Origin of the sequence: Salinicola sp. LHM (assembly GCF_034479735.1) — a bacterium.
Classification (GTDB): Bacteria; Pseudomonadota; Gammaproteobacteria; order Pseudomonadales; family Halomonadaceae; genus Salinicola; species Salinicola salarius.
Map to the genome: position 1 here is coordinate 3,178,223 of NZ_CP140261.1, position 16,709 is coordinate 3,194,931.

Annotated in this window: 14 protein-coding genes; 8 read left to right on the forward strand and 6 right to left on the reverse strand. The window is 65.1% G+C overall.

The window, feature by feature from the left end:
- Nucleotides 1–71: 71 nt before the first annotated feature.
- Nucleotides 72–1,382: a carbohydrate porin gene (locus R5R73_RS14510; protein WP_322527891.1), complete on the reverse strand. Its 1,311-nt coding sequence runs from the start codon at nt 1,380–1,382 to the stop codon at nt 72–74.
- A gap of 340 nt (nt 1,383–1,722) precedes the next feature.
- Between R5R73_RS14510 and katG the strand changes: the two genes are divergently transcribed.
- The 3 genes from katG (at nt 1,723) to R5R73_RS14525 (ending at nt 6,383) form a co-directional block, all read left to right on the forward strand.
- The gene (gene katG, locus R5R73_RS14515) at nt 1,723–3,903 is read left to right on the forward strand and encodes a catalase/peroxidase HPI (RefSeq protein ID WP_322527892.1); all 2,181 of its coding nucleotides are present in this window, start codon (nt 1,723–1,725) and stop codon (nt 3,901–3,903) included.
- Nucleotides 3,904–4,170: 267 nt separating this feature from the next.
- Entirely contained in the window at nt 4,171–5,163 is a 993-nt protein-coding gene (locus R5R73_RS14520) for a GlxA family transcriptional regulator (RefSeq protein ID WP_322527893.1), read from the forward strand.
- On the forward strand, nt 5,160–6,383 hold the full coding sequence (locus R5R73_RS14525; RefSeq protein ID WP_322527894.1) for an MFS transporter: 1,224 nt from the start codon (nt 5,160–5,162) through the stop codon (nt 6,381–6,383). The genes R5R73_RS14520 and R5R73_RS14525 overlap by 4 nt, the downstream gene beginning before the upstream one ends.
- Before the next feature lie 15 nt (nt 6,384–6,398).
- On the opposite strand, the gene R5R73_RS14530 is transcribed toward R5R73_RS14525, so the two are convergent.
- Nucleotides 6,399–7,913, reverse strand: a complete 1,515-nt coding sequence (locus tag R5R73_RS14530) for a sodium:solute symporter family protein (RefSeq protein WP_322527895.1) — start codon at nt 7,911–7,913, stop codon at nt 6,399–6,401.
- Nucleotides 7,910–8,164, reverse strand: a complete 255-nt coding sequence (locus tag R5R73_RS14535; RefSeq protein ID WP_322527896.1) for a hypothetical protein — start codon at nt 8,162–8,164, stop codon at nt 7,910–7,912. Before R5R73_RS14535 ends, R5R73_RS14530 begins: the two co-directional genes overlap by 4 nt.
- A gap of 280 nt (nt 8,165–8,444) precedes the next feature.
- On the opposite strand from R5R73_RS14535, the gene nadC reads away from it, so the two are divergent.
- The 4 genes from nadC (at nt 8,445) to R5R73_RS14555 (ending at nt 12,397) form a co-directional block, all read left to right on the forward strand.
- Nucleotides 8,445–9,290 (forward strand): carboxylating nicotinate-nucleotide diphosphorylase, encoded by an 846-nt coding sequence (gene nadC, locus R5R73_RS14540; protein ID WP_322527897.1) that lies wholly within the window; start codon nt 8,445–8,447, stop codon nt 9,288–9,290.
- A gap of 4 nt (nt 9,291–9,294) precedes the next feature.
- Complete coding sequence (locus R5R73_RS14545; protein ID WP_303854090.1) at nt 9,295–10,449, forward strand: SIR2 family protein; 1,155 nt, start codon at nt 9,295–9,297, stop codon at nt 10,447–10,449.
- A 372-nt stretch (nt 10,450–10,821) separates the two neighbouring features.
- On the forward strand, nt 10,822–11,793 hold the full coding sequence (locus R5R73_RS14550) for an XdhC family protein (RefSeq protein ID WP_322527898.1): 972 nt from the start codon (nt 10,822–10,824) through the stop codon (nt 11,791–11,793).
- Nucleotides 11,783–12,397: a nucleotidyltransferase family protein gene (locus tag R5R73_RS14555; RefSeq protein ID WP_322527899.1), complete on the forward strand. Its 615-nt coding sequence runs from the start codon at nt 11,783–11,785 to the stop codon at nt 12,395–12,397. The genes R5R73_RS14550 and R5R73_RS14555 overlap by 11 nt, the downstream gene beginning before the upstream one ends.
- 60 nt (nt 12,398–12,457) lie before the next feature.
- On the opposite strand, the gene R5R73_RS14560 is transcribed toward R5R73_RS14555, so the two are convergent.
- A complete protein-coding gene (locus tag R5R73_RS14560; RefSeq protein ID WP_087718399.1) occupies nt 12,458–12,835 on the reverse strand; it encodes a diacylglycerol kinase in 378 nt (125 codons plus the stop codon).
- A 268-nt stretch (nt 12,836–13,103) separates the two neighbouring features.
- Here R5R73_RS14560 and pip point away from each other — a divergent pair, with 268 nt between their 5' ends.
- On the forward strand, nt 13,104–14,060 hold the full coding sequence (gene pip / locus R5R73_RS14565) for a prolyl aminopeptidase (RefSeq protein WP_322527900.1): 957 nt from the start codon (nt 13,104–13,106) through the stop codon (nt 14,058–14,060).
- A gap of 40 nt (nt 14,061–14,100) precedes the next feature.
- Here the strand turns inward: pip and R5R73_RS14570 are convergent, their stop codons facing one another.
- Nucleotides 14,101–15,291 carry a M20 family metallopeptidase gene (locus R5R73_RS14570; RefSeq protein WP_322527901.1) on the reverse strand — a complete coding sequence of 397 codons (1,191 nt, stop codon included), beginning with the start codon at nt 15,289–15,291 and terminating at the stop codon, nt 14,101–14,103.
- Nucleotides 15,279–16,697, reverse strand: coding sequence for a M20 family metallopeptidase (locus R5R73_RS14575; RefSeq protein WP_322527902.1), 1,419 nt, complete (start codon nt 16,695–16,697; stop codon nt 15,279–15,281). Before R5R73_RS14575 ends, R5R73_RS14570 begins: the two co-directional genes overlap by 13 nt.
- Nucleotides 16,698–16,709 lie beyond the last annotated feature (12 nt).

The window sequence follows — 16,709 nt, forward strand, 5'->3', positions numbered from 1 at the left end:
GTCACCCATGAAAACGGCTGCCCTCGGGCAGCCGTTTTTCGTTGCGCCGGCAGGCTGGAAGCTCGCCTTGATCAGAAGCTCGCCTTGATCGTCGTACCCGCCACCCAGGCATTGTCCACCGAATCCACTGCCGACGGATTGACCACGTACTGCAGGTTGGGCCGCAGTGTCAGGTAGCCGGTCAGATTGAAGCTGTAGTAGACCTCGGCGTCGTACTCGTGGCCCTGGCGCGGCAGCGGCGAGAGCGAACCGCTCGGCGTGGCGTTGTGATAATCGACGAAGTCGTTGACATCGTCGTTGACGTGCAGATACGCAAGACCGATGCCGGCATCGTCCTGCGGACGCGCATCGAACGGCCCTTCGTAGGTCGCGCCGATCGAGACGTAACGATCGATACCCGCCGTATCGCCATGGTTGGTGTTGCCCATGCTGAACAGCGTCAGCCCGCGATCCGGGCTGCCATCGCGTGTCGTCACCTGCTGCTGGACCACGTAGTAGAGCCCGGTGTTGGTATCGCTGGTGCGATCCGCCGGGCCATCGCCATAGGCGCGGTTGTCGACGTTCTGGGTATAGAACCCGAGCTTGTAGGCGCCGGCCATGCCGTTCAGCGTCGGGGTATAACCCAGTTCCACCGGGAACAGCGTCCCCTCGGTGCCGCTGGTGCGCAGGTCGAAGCCGTTATCGTTTTCCAGGTTGCTGTCGTTGATGTTGAACGCGCCGACCTGGGCGTACCACTCAGGCGTGATATTGGCGCGGATCACCGCTGCCCACTGGGCGATCGGCCAGTTGTAGATGTTGTTGCCCCAGTTGCCCGGTTGCGCGCCACCGAAGGCCAGGTTCTGGAAATTGCTGTCGATGGTAGCGAAGTCATCGCCGAACGGGATTCGGCCCAGCTTGACCGCCAGGGCATTGTCGAAGAAGCGCTGGCGATACCAGAACTGCGTCAGCCGCGTCACCGGCCCGCGCCCTTGCACTTCCTGCACCGAGGAGCCGCCGACCGTCGCGTCCGGATCGCTCATCCGGTCGTTGACGCTATGCCCGTTACGGTTGGTGACGGTGACCTGAAATTCCGCATCCGGAATGCTCAGCAGGCGATCCAGATCGAAGTTGGCACCGACCGCGAACTGGTCCGCGTATTTGCTGACGTGGCTGTCGCGGTAGCCGCCATCGAGAATCGTCGCCGCTTCGCCCACGTAGTCGAAGTCGAAGGATACGCCGGCCTCTTCCAGCGCGGTGCGCTCGCCGCCCCAATCTCCCAGCATGTAGGGGGAATCCGGAGAAAAAGCCGAATACGCCTGCGCGGAACCCATCACCCCAAGACTGCCCAAGAGAATCGCCGACGCGCCGCCGATTCTGATAACCCGTGATGTGGCATCTGCCATGGCCTGGCCTCCAAAAAAATATAATTAGCACGTTATTAATGCGCAGAGAATGATAATCCTAATCCTCACGCATCGATAGCCGATAAGCCCTGAAGACGGACAGAAACGACTAAAGAATGAGCCAGGAAACCGCCAGCCTTACGACGATGAAGGCCTGCTAGAAATAGCAATTTACTATCGATTTTTTCTTATCATTTAATTTCTATAATAAAAGCTTGCCCAGTAGTCTCTGTTTCAGCCCTGGCGCCATCGAGTCGGCCGACTGGCCTTGAACGAAGACTCGCAGACCGCGACGCCAGGGAACGCCCGGATTGACGAGACGAACAGGTGAGATAAGAGAATGTCGCACGAAACCGAATCCAGATGCCCCTTCGGCCACTCCGGAACGACCGTATCCGAGGGCGCCAAGACGCAGGTCGCCGGTGGTGGCACCGTCAATGCCGACTGGTGGCCCAATCAGCTTCGCGTGGACCTGCTGAACCAGCATTCCGAGCGCTCCAACCCGCTGGATAGCGATTTCGACTACCGCGAAGCCTTCCAGCAGCTCGACTACGCGGCGCTGAAAGCCGATCTGGAGAAGACGCTGACCGAGTCGCAGGCCTGGTGGCCGGCCGACTGGGGTACCTATATCGGCCTGTTCATTCGTATGGCCTGGCACAGTGCGGGCACCTACCGTCTCGCCGACGGTCGCGGTGGCGCCGGTCGCGGCCAGCAGCGTTTCGCCCCGCTCAACAGCTGGCCGGACAACGTCAGCCTGGACAAGGCGCGCCGTCTGCTGTGGCCGGTCAAGCGCAAGTATGGCCAGAACATCTCCTGGGCCGACCTGATCGTCCTCGCCGGCAACGTGGCGCTGGAGTCTTCGGGCTTCCGCACCTTCGGCTTCGCCGGTGGGCGTGAAGACGTCTGGGAACCCGACATGGACGTCAACTGGGGCGACGAGAAGACCTGGCTCGAACACCGCGACCCGACCACGCTGGCCGACCAGCCGCTCGGCGCCACCGAGATGGGCCTGATCTACGTCAACCCGGAAGGCCCCAACGCCAGCGGCGACCCGCTCTCCGCCGCCCCGGCCATTCGCGCAACCTTCGGCAACATGGCCATGGACGACGAAGAGATCGTCGCGCTGATCGCCGGCGGCCATACCCTGGGCAAGACCCACGGTGCCGGCCCCGCCGAAGCGATCGGTGTCGATCCGGAAGCCGCGTCGATCGAGTCGCAGGGGCTCGGCTGGGCCAACGCCCACGGCAGCGGCGTGGGTGCCGATGCCACCGTCTCCGGCCTTGAAGTCATCTGGACCCAGACGCCGACGCGCTGGAGCATCCACTTCTTCGAGAACCTGTTCAAATACGAGTGGGAACAGGTGCGCAGCCCGGCCGGCGCCATCCAGTGGCAAGCCAAGGACGCCGAGGCGTCGATCCCCGACCCGTTCGATCCGTCGAAGATGCGCAAGCCGACGATGCTCACCACGGATCTGACGCTGCGCTTCGATCCGGAGTTCGAGAAGATTTCCCGGCGCTTCCTCGAGGACCCGCAGGCCTTCGACGACGCCTTCGCCCGCGCCTGGTTCAAGCTGACCCATCGCGACATGGGGCCGAAGGCCCGTTACCTCGGCCCGGAAGTGCCGAAGGAAGACCTGGTCTGGCAGGATCCGCTGCCCGCGCCGACGCACCAGCCAAGCGCCAATGACATCGCCGAGATCAAGGCGCAGATCGCCGACTCGGGTCTCTCGGTCTCGCAACTGGTGGCGACCGCCTGGGCTTCGGCTTCGACCTTCCGCGGCGGCGACAAGCGCGGTGGCGCCAACGGCGCCCGGCTGGCGCTGGCACCGCAGAAGGACTGGGAGGTCAACCGGATCGCCAGCCAGACACTGCCGACGCTCCAGCGCATCCAGGAGACATCCGGCAAGGCGTCACTGGCGGACGTGATCGTGCTGGCGGGCAGCGTCGGCATCGAACAGGCCGCCAGGGCGGCAGGCGTGGAGATCGAGGTGCCGTTCGCGCCGGGCCGTGTCGACGCCACCCAGGAGCAGACCGATGTCGCCTCCTTCGCGGTGATGGAGCCGCGGGCAGACGGCTTCCGCAACTACAAGCGTGGCCGGCAGGGCGCGCCCACCGAGTCGCTGCTGGTCGACAAGGCGCAGCAGCTGACCCTGACCGCCCCGGAGATGACCGTACTGGTCGGCGGCCTTCGCGTTCTCGGCGCCAACTATGACGGCTCCGATGTCGGCGTGCTGACCGACAACGTCGGCGTGCTCAGCAATGACTTCTTCGTCAACCTGCTGGACATGAACACGGTATGGACGCCGGCGGATGCAGAGTCCGAGCGGTTCGAGGGACGTTCGCGCGACAGCGACGCGGTCAAGTACACCGCAACGCGCAACGATCTGATCTTCGGCTCGCACTCTGTCCTGCGCGCCCTGGCCGAGGTCTACGCCAGCGACGACGCCAGACAGAAGTTCGTCGAGGACTTCGTGGCAGCCTGGACCAAGGTGATGAACCTGGATCGTTTCGATCTCGCCTGATCGCCACGTATCCAGCCAGCCATACGCCGCCGGAGGCCACTCCGGCGGCGTTTTCGTTGGCGCCCTTCCCCCCCCAATGCCGCGACCCTTCCGCTCCGTTCCTTTCCCCTGCCTTCCAGCTTGCCGCTTCGGCTCCCTCGCCCCGGCTCGCCGCCGGCTCCGCATCCTTCGAATGCCGACGCATGATGACGGTTTCGGTGGGGTCCGCGTCCTTGCCGACATGACGCCACTCTCGCAGACTAGCCTCCAGACTCCGAGGACGATCCCATGTCGCATACCGTCGATCTCTTCATCTATCCGAACTGCCAACTGCTGGATACCAGCGGGCCCTGGCAGGTCTTCGCCAGCGCCAACACGTTGCTGGGGCGGCCGCACTACGAACTGCGCCTGAACGCCATCGCGCCCGGCGAGATCCGCACCAATGGCGGCATGACGCTGGTGGCCACTCACCCGCTCGGCGGTCGGTCGGCCGACACACCACCCGGCGACACGCTGCTCGTGGCCGGCGGCCACGGCGTACACGATCTCGACGACGAGGTCATCCAGACACTGGCCCGGCGGGCGGCCGCCACGCCGCGTGTCGGCTCGATCTGTACCGGCGCCTTTGCGCTGGCCCGCGCCGGGCTGCTCGATGGCCGCTGCGTCACGACGCACTGGCGCCAGGCCGAACGGCTGGCGCGGGAGTTTCCCGAGGTCGATGTCGCCGCCGACGCGCTCTACCGGGAAAGCGGCGGGATCTATACCAGTGCCGGCGTCACCGCGGGCATGGACCTGGCGCTGGCACTCGTCGCCCAGGACCATGACCACCGTCTCGCCGGAGAAGTCGCCCGCGAACTGGTGATGTTTCTGCATCGGCCCGGCGATCAGGCGCAGTTCAGCGAAGGGCTGCGTTGCCAGCTCGCCAGTCACGGCAGGCTGAGGAGGCTGATCGACCGGGTGCTGAACGACCCGCTGGCGGACTGGAACAGCGAACGTCTGGCCGAAGCGATCGCCGTCACTCCGCGACATTTCCAGCGGCTGTTTCGCCAGCAGTTGCAGATGACGCCGATCGAGTTCCTGACCCGTCTGCGACTCGAATCGGCCCGTTGCCTGCTGGCAGAGAGCGACGCCTCGCTGACGCAAATTGCCGAGCACTGCCGTGTCGGCGGGGCCGAGCAGCTACGCCGCCAGTTCCAACGCCGCTATGGCCTGGCACCCAGCGCCTATCGCGCCCGGTTCGGCCGCGCCCCATCCAACGTCGAAACGCGAGATGCCTCATGACGAAGACCGTTTCCCGGCGCCTGCCGCTCGCCGTCTGGGGCCTGGCGCTATGTCAGGCCCTGCTGGTCAGCGGCAACATCCTGCTCATCGCCGTTTCGCCGCTAATCGGTGATCGACTCGCCGGCAGCGCCGACTGGAGTACGCTGCCCGTTGCCGCCCAGTTGCTCGGTCTGACGGCAGCGACCCTGCCGTCCGGCTGGCTGACCGCCAGACTGGGGCGCAAGCGAACCTTCGTCATTGCCAACGGCGTCGGGCTCGTCGGTATCGCTATCTGCATGCTGGCGCTGAGGCTTTCCGCGTTCCCGCTGTTCAATCTCGGCACCTTCGCCATCGGCATGAGCATCGGCGCCGGCATGCTGTACCGCTTTGCTGCCATCGATGCGGCCGGCCCCGCCCAGCGCGATCGCGCGCTCAGCCTGGTAATGGCCGGCGGCGTCATCGCGGCCTTCCTCGGCCCCTGGCTGGCGCGGACTTCACAGCACGGCTTCGAGACACCTTTTCTGGGCTGCTTCGTCGGCCTGGCCGTGCTCTACGTATCGGCACTGCTGTTGCTGACACGGCTCGAACTGCCCTCCCCTCACGCCACCGACACCGCCGCCGACCCGGCCACGCCTCGCCGGCCCGGCGTTCTGCTACGTCAGCCACGGCTGCTGGCAGCTATCGCCATCGCCACCTTGAGCTACGCCACCATGAACCTGGCGATGACCGCGACACCACTGGCCATGTCCCACGCCGGACACGACTTCGGCGACGTCACCAACGTCATTCAGTGGCATATCCTGGCGATGTTCGCGCCCTCGTTCGTCACCGGTGATCTGACCCGGCGCTTCGGGCATCAGCGCATGATCGCTCTGGGTTCGCTGAGTCTGCTCGCCAGCCTGCTTTGCACGCTGTTGCCCGCGTCATTCTGGACTTTCGCCCTCGGCCTCTTCCTGCTTGGGCTGGGCTGGAACTTCACCTTCCTGCCCGCCAGCGCCTGGCTGACCACCACCTACCAGCCCGGCGAGGCGCCCCGCGTCCAGGCCATCAACGACTGCGCCGTCTTTTCGCTGACGACGCTCTCCGCGCTGCTGGCCGGCCCACTGAATGCCTGGCTTGGCTGGCAGACGCTCAACATGACATTGATCCCGCTGGTCGCGGCGATGTGGGTCGTCCTGCTGGCGCTGTCAAAAGCGGATAACGAAAAAGCCCAGCGAACCGCTGGGCTGGATGCCGAGTGAGAAAACGGCGAGGGTTCAGGAAACGTCGGCGGGACGTGCCGCAGGATCGGCAGCCCGAACCGAGGGAGCGGTGCCGGCGGCGCGCATGAACGCTTCGGCCAGCTCGCGTTTCGGCCGGGTCAACAGGCTCGTCCCGACGAACAGCAGCACCGACACCGGCAGCGCCCAGATGCCCGGCGGCAGTCCCAGCGGTTTGGCGCCACTCGCGTAAAGCGCAATGACGGCCAGGCCACCGATGACGATGCTCGCCAAGGCACCGGCCGCCGTGCCACGCTTCCAGTAGAAGGCACCGATGATCGCCGGCACGATGACGACCAGGCCGGTGGAAGCCGCGACCGAAAGCACCGCGATCAGGCTGAGCTGCAGCTCAGCGAACAGGAAGGCGAGAATGGCAACGATCGGCAGTACCCATTTGCCCACCTTGAGCTGCTTCGCCTCGCTGGCGCCGGTCGCCATATTGGCGTAGACATCCCGCGACAGCATCGAGGAGAGCGTCAGCATGATCGAATCGATGGTCGAGACCGCCGCGGCGAGAATGCCCACCATCACGATCACGCCCAGCACCGGCGGCACGTGCTCGGAGGCCAGCAGCGTCGGCGTCGCCAGATCCGACTTGGCCAGATCGGGGAACGCCACCAGCGCCGAGAAGCCCCACAGCACCGATACCACGGTGTAGATGAAGCCGAAGATCAGAAAGCCGATCAGCATCTGACGCATCGACCGGAGCGACGCCGGCATGAACAGCCGCTGGCTCACCTGAGGGTTGGAAAGGCTGAAGAAGAACCACGGAATCGTCAGCCCCAGAAACGTCGTGAAGCTGAACAGCCCCGGCCCGGGTACGGTGAGAGAGGCTGGATGCTCCGTGGCGAGCGTGTCGAACAGCACCGAGAAGCCGCCAAGCGAGTGCACCACCAGCAGCGCGACCAGCGTCGAGGCCACGATCATGAACAGCGCCTGCAGCGAGTCCGTCCACATCACGGAACGAATCCCGGCAATATAGGAGAACAGGATCGCCAGGATCGTCGCCACCACCACGCCGGTAGTGAACGAGATCGACCCGCCGCTCATCCCCGCCAGCAGATAGCCGACGCCGGCCAGCTGCACCGCCGCGTAGGGAATCAGGAACAGGCAACTCGCCGCCGCGGTCGCCACCGCGACCTTCTTGTCACCGTAGCGGTGGCCCAGCATTTCGCTGGGGGTGACGTAACCGAAGCGCTTGCCCACCGCCCAGAACTTGGGCCCGAAGATCGCCACCAGCGACACGCCGGCGAAATAGACGATCTCGAAGCCGAACGCCCCGACGCCGCCGGCGTAGGTCAGCCCCGCCAGCCCCACCATCATGAAGGCGCTGTAGGTCGTCGCGCTGTAGCTCAGCGCGGAAACGAAGCCGTTCATCTGCCGGTTGCCGAGGAAGTAGCCGGACATGTCGACGCCGGCCCCGTTGGTCGTTTTGCCGCGCGAGAGAAAGGCAACGGCCAGGCCCGCGATCAGGTAGACGATGACCGCACTCCAGATCAGTCCGGTCGTCATGGTCGCTTCTCCCCGCCAGCGGAAAGCTCGTCTGCCCGAGACGCCGTGTCGCGAGGCGCCGTGTCGCGAGGCGCCTCATCCCGGAAGGAGCGCGTGATCATGACATTGGCGACGATGACCAGCACACCGACGACACACCAGAACAGAAAGCTGCCGTACCAGGCCTGGACCTGGCCGAGCAGGCCATACGGCACGACGTAACATGAAAGGACCAGTATCCAGACGCCCCATATCCAGCGCCGAGCGCTCATTGGCGATTCCCCTGCTATGTTTTTAGATGACATGTTTCTGGAAAACGACTTCCTGAAAGCGACTTCCCGGAACGTTTCTGCGAATTCCCGGACGTTTTGCTCTTGGCGGCGCACGCGCGCGCTGCAGCGCCCATGATAACGCGATAGTCTCGGGGACGATGAAACCGCAATGGAATTTTCGATGACCGCAACGCATCTTTCTTCGAACGCCTCGCCCGTTTCGACCGTCTCTAACGCCGCGAACGTATCAAACACCTCAATCGTCTGGCAGATGGATCCCATGGCGCTCGACGCGCGCCTGCGCGACTTCCTGCAGGAGGACATCGGCCATGTGGACCTGACCGCCACCCTGATGGTCGACGAAGCCATGACAGGCCGGTTCGAGATGCGCGCGAGAGAGCCGATGACCATCGCCGGGCTCGCTGTCGCGGCACGCGTCTTCTCGCTCTACGACGCCGGTATCGATATCGAACGCCTGTCGGCAGACGGCCAGACGGTGCCTGAGGGTGCCGTGCTGATGCGACTGCAGGGCCCGGCCCGCAGCCTGCTGACCGTGGAGCGTACGGCGCTGAACCTGATCCAGCATCTGTCCGGCATCGCCACGCTCACCGCCCGGTACGTCGAGCGGATTGCCGGGACCGGCGCGCAACTGGTCGATACCCGCAAGACCACCCCCGGCCTGCGCGCGCTGGAAAAACACGCCGTGGCCTGCGGCGGCGGCCGCAACCACCGTCTCGGCCTGGACAGCGGCGTGATGCTGAAAGACAACCACATCGCGGTCTGCGGTGGCATTGCCGAAGCCGTGGCACGGGCCAGATCCCGGGTGCCGGTGCTGACGCGCATCGAGGTGGAGTGCGACCGGCTGGATCAGGTGGAAGAAGCTCTGGCGGCCGGCGCGGACGTGATCATGCTCGACAACATGCCGGTCGAGACGATGCGCCGGGCGGTCGAGCTGGTGGACGGCCGCGTGCCGCTGGAAGCCTCCGGCGGCGTGCGCCTGGAGACGATTCGCGATATCGCCGAAACCGGCGTCGATTTCATCTCGGTCGGTCGTATCACCCAGTCGGCACCGGCAGTCGACATCGGTCTCGATGACGTGGATGCCCCGTCTATGCAGGCGAGTTGACTCGATGTCCTCCACCGACATCAACAATGCCGCCACGGTCGAGGCGTTCGAAACACTGATGACCGGGCTGCTGGATCAAGACTTCGACCTGCGCAAGCCACCCGTGGTCACCTTCTGGTGCGGGGCGGGATTCTCCAAGGCGTGGGACCCGCGCTCGCCCACGGACGGCGAGCTGTTCGCCATCGATCTCGACGACATCCGTGACTTCCCCAACCTCCAGCACGTGATGCACGTCATCGGCTGGGAGGACTACCGCCACCTGGACTTCGAGCGCTTCAAGAACCTGCGCTACGTCCTCGACATGCAGGTGCGCTATCCCGATATCCGCAATCGCTACTTCGACGATCAGAACCTGCGGCTGAGCATCCATGAACTGCGCACGCTGGTCATGCGCCGCTTCAGCGCCGCCTGCGATATCCACAACGTCGACGACGACACGCTACGCTTCACCTCGCCCTACGACAGCGAAGGCCAACGCGCGATCATGCAGTTCTTCGCCTCGCTGGAGGACCGCGCCGGCCGGGCCGGCCTCGACGAGAACTGGCCGCTCTACCACTTCCTGACCACCAACTACGACTTCACCATCGAGACCATTCTCGAGCATGTCTATCGCCAGCAGGCACCGGTATTCGGAAGGCTCTATCGCGGCATCACCCCGCAGCGCATCTGCGGCGGCTCGATCTGGGAGCACCTGCCGCGAACCGTCGACCGCAACGTGATCAAGATCAACGGCGGGTTCGAGATCCTGCCCACGGCACAGGGGTTCGACTTCGAATACCGACGCCGCAGCGATGCGGAGATTCGTCAGGAGCCGCCTCTGCTGATCCTGCCCTCTCAGGTTCAGGATTACGACGAGCCCTACTTCCATCAGGTGTTTCCCAAGGCGGTTCGCCTGCTGCGGGAAACCGACGTGCTGGTGATCGTCGGCTACAGCATGCCGCAGGAGGACTCGCTGGTGCGCTTCATTCTGCGCCAGTTGGCCGAAAGCCCCAACGACGCCAAGGGCAAGCACGTGTTCGTCATCGACACCAAGAACCACGTCACCATCAAGTCACGTCTCGAAGAGATGTTCTTCTACCTTCCGCGCACCGGCTGGCCGCGCGAGCACTACTACAGCGGGCGCTTCGAGGACTTCTGCAAGCAGCTGGCCCGGCACTGACACCATCGGCTGTCATGCCCGGTCGACGATCGCTTATCCTAGGGTCTGTTGACGTTTCAGCGCGAACCGCGTTGCTGCGCCAAATGGCGCCAGGCCAGGCGCGGGATGCAGAGAAGGGTGGTTCCCTTTTCCAATCCCGCAACGCCGCATGGCGCCATTTGCCGCGCAACCCGAAGGGCCGGGCCAGTTTTTGCACGGTGCTGCGTTATTCGTCGTTCATTTGGAATGACCAAACTACGCTCCTCACGCCTTGCCCCGCACAAAAACTGGCTCCGGCGCGGCCGTGCATGAAACGTCAACAGACCCTAGAGACCACGACGACCCCGGCCCGTTATAGACGACGCGGCATTCCCGCATAACAACGGATGCAACATGCAACATCTCGATCTACAGGTTCTCGATACCGCCCTCGAATGGGCCAACGACGGCGAGACGATCTGGCTCTGCAGCGTGCTGGCGACCTTCGGCTCGTCGCCGCGCGAGCCGGGCTCGATGCTGGTCGCGAAAGCGGACGGCAGCCATGTCGGCTCGCTCTCCGGGGGATGCATCGAGGAGGACTTTCTCGGCAGGATTGCCGAGGGGCATTTCGGCGATGCGCTGTCGGTGGTTCGCTACGGTGAAGGGGCCGACGAATCTCCCCAGGTTTCGCTACCCTGCGGCGGCATTCTGGACGTGCTGGTGGAGCGCCTGACGCCGGATGCCGCCACACTGACGCATCTGGAAGTGCTGCACGCCACGCTGCTGGGCCAACGTTCGCTGGTACGCCGGATCGACCTGGAAAGCGGTCGCAAACGCTTCGTCGAGGCCGGCGAAAACGGCCCGCGGGTCGAGCGCGACGGCCAGATCGTCCAGCTTCGCGTCGGCCCGGCCCTGCGCCTGATCATCGCCGGCATCTCGCCGGTATCGCACTTCTGTGCCGAATTCGCCCGCGCGCTGGGGTTCGAAGTGATCGTCTGCGACCCGAGAGAAGAGGTCCGCCGCGATTTTGGGGTCGAAGGCGTCGAGGTGCAGGCGGTGCTGCCGTCGCTGTTCATCGGCTCCGGCGCCACTCACGCCGCCACCGCCATCGTCGCCCTGACCCACGATCCCCGCATCGATGACCTGGCGATGATCGAAGCCGTGCGCACGCCAGCGTTCTACATCGGCGTGATGGGGTCGAAGCGCACCTCCGAGAAGCGTGCCGAGCGCCTGAAGCGCTCCGGCGGCCTGGATGACGAAGCCATCTCGCGGATTCACATGCCGATCGGGCTCAATCTCGACAGCAAGACCCCCGCCGAGATCGCCCTCGCCGTGGTCGCCGACATTCTGCGCGTGCGTCGCGGCAAGTCACGCCATGAGCTCTGAATTTCGGGGCAAGGAGCAGACGCCCGATATCGTCGCGCTGGTCATGGCCGCTGGCGTCTCCCGCCGGTTCGGCAGCGACAAGCGCCGGGCCAGGCTGGATGACGGGCGAACCCTGCTGGAAACGACGCTGGCAACCGTCTCGCAGGTCTATCCGCGATGCTGGCTGATCACCCGTCCGGAGGATGACTTGGGCGAAGCCTTGGCGGGCTACGAGGATCTCCACCGCATGGCGGCCCCGCATGCCGGCCACGGGCTGGGAGGCAGTCTCGGCGACGCGTTTCGGGAGTTGATCTCACAGCAAGACAGCGCTGTCGCCGCCGCCGTGGTTCTGGCCGACATGCCGTGGCTGAACGCCGCCACCTGTGCACGACTCAACCGGCACGCCGGCCCGGGACGCATTGTCATGCCACGCCATCAAGGGAAACGTGGCCATCCGGTGCTGTTCGGGCGTGATCTGTGGCCAGCGCTGGCCGAACTGAAGGAAGGGGAAGGCGCCAGGGGCGTCATGCAGGCGAATCGCCAAGCCGTTCACGCCATCGACGTCGACGATGACGGCATCTGGCGGGACATCGATAGCCCACGGGATCTGGAAGCGCCGGTTTGAGTCGAGCCAGAAGGTGTCGATTGGTATCGAACTCGCGGGGCGGACGGTGGGCCTGGGAATTCAGCCGACGAACTTGTCCCAGGCCAACAACCCCCAGGTCACCGCCGCCATGCCCAGCGCCAGCATCACCGCCGCGGACCCGATATCCTTGGCGCGCCCGGAAAGCTCATGATGCTCCGGGCCGATTCGATCGACGACCGTCTCCACCGCACTGTTGAGCAGCTCGACGATCAACACGAAGACGCAGCTGCCGACCAGTACCAGCCATTCGACGGGATTCTCGCCGATCCACCAAGCCAACGGCACCAGAATGACGCAGAGCGCTACCTCCTGGCGAAAGGCGGCCTCGTTGCGAAAGGCGGCAACCAGCCCCTTCAACGAGTAGCCCGTGGAGTGAAACAGGTGGCGAAAACCGGTATCGCCGGAACGTGATTTCATGGACTCTCTGATTCGACCGCGCTGGCGATCGCCCCCTCGGCAACGAAACGATAGCTCGGCACCGATCTCGGCGCGCCGAAGCCAATTGAATGGCGACGATAGTAGCAGAGCCGCATGACGACATCACCGGCCTCGCATCGAGTCGGCGCCATGCCTGGCCCCTGCCCCACGCGGCCTTTATGCTGGTTTCTCGTCAATGCAACGTTTTTGTCAGCGCGACGCTTTTTGTCAGTGCAATGACAGCGTCCCGTTTCCAACAAGGTCAACCATGTCTGAATCCAATCCGCTCTATCCGCCTATCGAACCTCACGCCCACGGTCATCTGGATACCGGCGACGGCCATCAGGTCTACTGGGAGCGCTGCGGCAACCCGGACGGCAAGCCGGTGGTCTTTCTCCACGGCGGCCCCGGCGGCGGCTGCAAACCGATCCATCGTCAGCTGTTCGACCCAGCCCGCTACGACATCCTGCTGTTCGATCAGCGCGGCTGCGGCCGCTCGACGCCGCACGCCAGTCTCGACGACAACACCACCTGGCATCTGATCGAGGATATGGAACGCCTGCGCGAGATGATCGGTGCCGAACGGTGGCAGGTCTTCGGCGGGTCCTGGGGCTCGACGCTGGCCCTCGCTTACGCCGAGCGACACCCCGAGCGTGTCAGCGAACTCGTGTTGCGCGGCATCTTCACCATGCGCCAGCAGGAGCTCGACTGGTTCTACAAGCACGGCGCGCGCAACATGTTCCCCGAAAAATGGGAGCGGCTGGTGGAAATCCTCCCCGAGGAACAGCGCGACGATATCATTCCCGCCTTTCACGAACTGCTCAAAGGGGATGATATCGAGCGCCAGCTCGAGGCGGCTCGCCGCTGGAGCGTCTGGGAAGGCGAGACTTCGAAGCTGATTCCCGTCGACGCCACCGCCTCGCATGCCGTCGATCATTTCGCCCTGGCCTTTGCGCGGATCGAAAACCACTACTTCATCAACAAGGGCTTCTTCGAATTCGACGACCAGCTGTTACGCCAAGCCGATCGTCTCGCCGGCATTCCCGGGGTGATCGTTCACGGCCGCTACGACATGGTCTGCCCGCTTCAGAACGCCTGGGATCTGTCGAAGGTCTGGCCCGACGCGACGCTCGAGATCATCGAGGCCGCCGGCCACGCGTTCAGCGAACCCGAAACTCTGGCCGCGCTGGTACGGGCGACCGACCGCTTCGCCGATCGCCGCTGAGCCGCCATCCGCCGGTTTCCGTAGGCTGTCCCGGCGCGTCTCAGCGTGATGCGTCGGCGGCGAGATCCAGAATCGTCGCGGCCACCGCCTGCGCCCGCGGCACGAAGGTATCCAGACGGCAACACTCGTCGTCGGTATGCATCTTGGCGCCGACCGGGCCGGTGCCGCAGAGCGTGGGAATGCCCAGGCTCGCCGTGGTGCCGGCGTCCGAACAGCCGCCGGTGAACTCGCCCTCGACGCTGAATCCGAGCTTCTCGGCCTGCGCCCGATAGCGCGCGAACAGTGCCTCGCTCATGGCCGGCTCCATCGGCAGGAAGCCGGAGGTCTGACGAATCGTCGCCTGCGTTCCGGGGACTTCTTCCTCGGCGATGATCGCCTCGATCGCCGCCAGCAGCTCGACACGCTGCTGGTTGGTGACGAAGCGCGTATCCAGTTGCGCCGTCGCCGAGGGAGCCACGGTATTGCGCGAGACGCCGCCCTCGATCAAGCCGACATTGGTGGTCACGCCGCTGTCGTAGTCGGTCAGCGCGTGCAGCTTGATGATCTTGCGCGCCAGCGTCTCGATGGCACTGGCGCCGTCGGCGTGGCTGACGCCGGAGTGCGCAGCCACACCGGTCACCTCGATCTGGAAGGCGGCGCCGCCCTTGCGGCCGGTGACCACGTTGCCGCTAATTCTACCGGGTTCGGCATTGAGCACGGCCCGCGCCCCGCTGGCCGCTTCGCGAATGAACGCCGTGCCGTCGCGGGAGCCGATCTCCTCGTCCGCGGTGAACAGCGCACGCACCGGGAACGGCAATGGCGCCAGCCGCTTGAGTGCCCGCAGCACGAAGACATTCATCACCAGCCCGGCTTTCATGTCGGCGACGCCGGGGCCGAACGCGGTATCGCCCTCGCGGGTGAAGCCCCGCTCGGCGACCGTCCCCGTCGGGAACACCGTATCGCGATGCCCCATCATCAGCACATGGCCGGCGCTGGCGTCGCTGCCATCGCCTTCCAGCCGCGCCTCGAGAATATCGCCGGATTCCGGACGCGGCGTGCGCGTAACGTCGATACCATCGGCCTCCAGCCACTCGACGATGACGTCCGCCACCGCATCGGTGCCGGCCTTGTCATAGCTGTTGGAATCGATATCGACCAGTGTCTTCAGGCACTCGATCATCTCCGCCTGCTGGCTGGCGAGCCAGTCGCAGGCCGTGATCATCATCGTCTCCGCGTCGGTCAGCGATGCCATTGCTCACGCTCCTTCACTATGTCTCGGCCCTGTTCGGCCAGATCCCACCATAACCCGGCCATGATACCCAGGCCTTCCCGCACGATGCTCGCCAGCGCGTGCTCGTCGGGGGCGTGCTGGGAACAGGCAGGATAGGAGTGCGGCACCCACAGCGTCGGCAGACCGAGCGTCTCGGCGAAGATATCATTGGGGAGCGAACCGCCCAGGTTGGGCAGCAGCGTCGGCGTCTTACCGCTGGATTCACGCATCGATGCCAGTGCCCAATTGACCCAAGGATCCGTCGGATCGAGCCGCGTCGCGTTCATCTGCGACATGCGCGCGCTGCTGACTTCGATATCCTCGAAGCCGTGGGCGTCGAGGTGCTGGCGCAGGTGATCGAGGAAGCGTTCACGGTCGCTGCCGACGACGAAGCGCAGCTGGCAGTGTGCGTAGGCCTCGCCGGGAATGGCGTTGACAGGCGCCTCCGGGTTGCCGGCCTTGATCGCCAGCAGCTCCAGGGTGTTCCAGGCGAACAGCCGTTCCGGCGGCAACAGGCCCGGCTCGCCCCAGTTCGGGTCGATCGGGGGGTCGCCCGGCGTCGCGCCGACTTCCAGGGAAGCAACGGCCTCCTTCACGGCAGCAGGAATGGCCGGCGGCCGCAGACCGTCGATCAGGATTCTGCCGTGGGCGTCGACCAGCGTCGACCAGGCGTTGGCGAGCCGCGTCGCCGGATTGGAGAGCACCCCGCCCCAGTTGCCGGAGTGGTGAGCACCGTCGCGGGCACGCAGGCGCAGGTCGAAATTGAACGAGCCGCGGGAGCCGAGGAAGAGCGTCGGTGAATCCGCCGACAGGCGCGGGCCGTCGGAAGCGATGAACAGATCCGCCGCCAAGCGATCACGATGAGCTTCGCAGACGGCCTTCAAGCCTGGCGAGCCGGTCTCCTCCCCCATCTCCAGAACCAACTTGACGTTGTAGCCCAGCGTGCCGCCGCGCGCGGCGATGACGCTCTCCAGCGCCGCGAAATTGAGGGTGTGCTGGCCCTTGTTGTCGGCGGTGCCGCGACCATACCAGCGCTCGCCTTCGACCACGATCCGCCACGGCGACAGCCCTTCCCGCCACTGCCCGTCGTAACCCCGCACCACATCGCCGTGGCCGTAGGTCAGCAGCGTCAGCGCCGCCTCGGCCTCGATGCGCTCGGCCAGCAGGAACGGCCCGAATCCGTCGACCGGGTTGTCGACGATCTCCCAAGTAAAGCCCAGCTTCTCGATATCGGGAATCACGAAATCGGTCAGATAGCGCCGCAGCTCGTCGTCGCGCCCGGCTTCCTGGCTTTCGCTGCGTACCGCGACGCGGGCCTCGAGCTGGCGCAGGAAGTCGCCGCTGTCGAAGGCTTGCCAGGCGTGTTGCAGCGCTTGTGAACGCGCCATGAATTTCTCCTC

Excerpts from the sequence above, each read along its gene's own strand:
- R5R73_RS14535 (WP_322527896.1), bottom strand. The coding sequence starts at position 8,164 with ATGAGCGCTCGGCGCTGGATATGGGGCGTCTGGATACTGGTCCTTTCA.
- nadC (WP_322527897.1), top strand. The coding sequence starts at position 8,445 with ATGGCGCTCGACGCGCGCCTGCGCGACTTCCTGCAGGAGGACATCGGC.
- katG (WP_322527892.1), top strand. The coding sequence starts at position 1,723 with ATGTCGCACGAAACCGAATCCAGATGCCCCTTCGGCCACTCCGGAACG.
- R5R73_RS14525 (WP_322527894.1), top strand. The coding sequence starts at position 5,160 with ATGACGAAGACCGTTTCCCGGCGCCTGCCGCTCGCCGTCTGGGGCCTG.
- R5R73_RS14520 (WP_322527893.1), top strand. The coding sequence starts at position 4,171 with ATGTCGCATACCGTCGATCTCTTCATCTATCCGAACTGCCAACTGCTG.
- R5R73_RS14545 (WP_303854090.1), top strand. The coding sequence starts at position 9,295 with ATGTCCTCCACCGACATCAACAATGCCGCCACGGTCGAGGCGTTCGAA.
- R5R73_RS14510 (WP_322527891.1), bottom strand. The coding sequence starts at position 1,382 with ATGGCAGATGCCACATCACGGGTTATCAGAATCGGCGGCGCGTCGGCG.
- R5R73_RS14530 (WP_322527895.1), bottom strand. The coding sequence starts at position 7,913 with ATGACGACCGGACTGATCTGGAGTGCGGTCATCGTCTACCTGATCGCG.
- R5R73_RS14560 (WP_087718399.1), bottom strand. The coding sequence starts at position 12,835 with ATGAAATCACGTTCCGGCGATACCGGTTTTCGCCACCTGTTTCACTCC.
- pip (WP_322527900.1), top strand. The coding sequence starts at position 13,104 with ATGTCTGAATCCAATCCGCTCTATCCGCCTATCGAACCTCACGCCCAC.
- R5R73_RS14575 (WP_322527902.1), bottom strand. The coding sequence starts at position 16,697 with ATGGCGCGTTCACAAGCGCTGCAACACGCCTGGCAAGCCTTCGACAGC.
- R5R73_RS14550 (WP_322527898.1), top strand. The coding sequence starts at position 10,822 with ATGCAACATCTCGATCTACAGGTTCTCGATACCGCCCTCGAATGGGCC.
- R5R73_RS14555 (WP_322527899.1), top strand. The coding sequence starts at position 11,783 with ATGAGCTCTGAATTTCGGGGCAAGGAGCAGACGCCCGATATCGTCGCG.
- R5R73_RS14570 (WP_322527901.1), bottom strand. The coding sequence starts at position 15,291 with ATGGCATCGCTGACCGACGCGGAGACGATGATGATCACGGCCTGCGAC.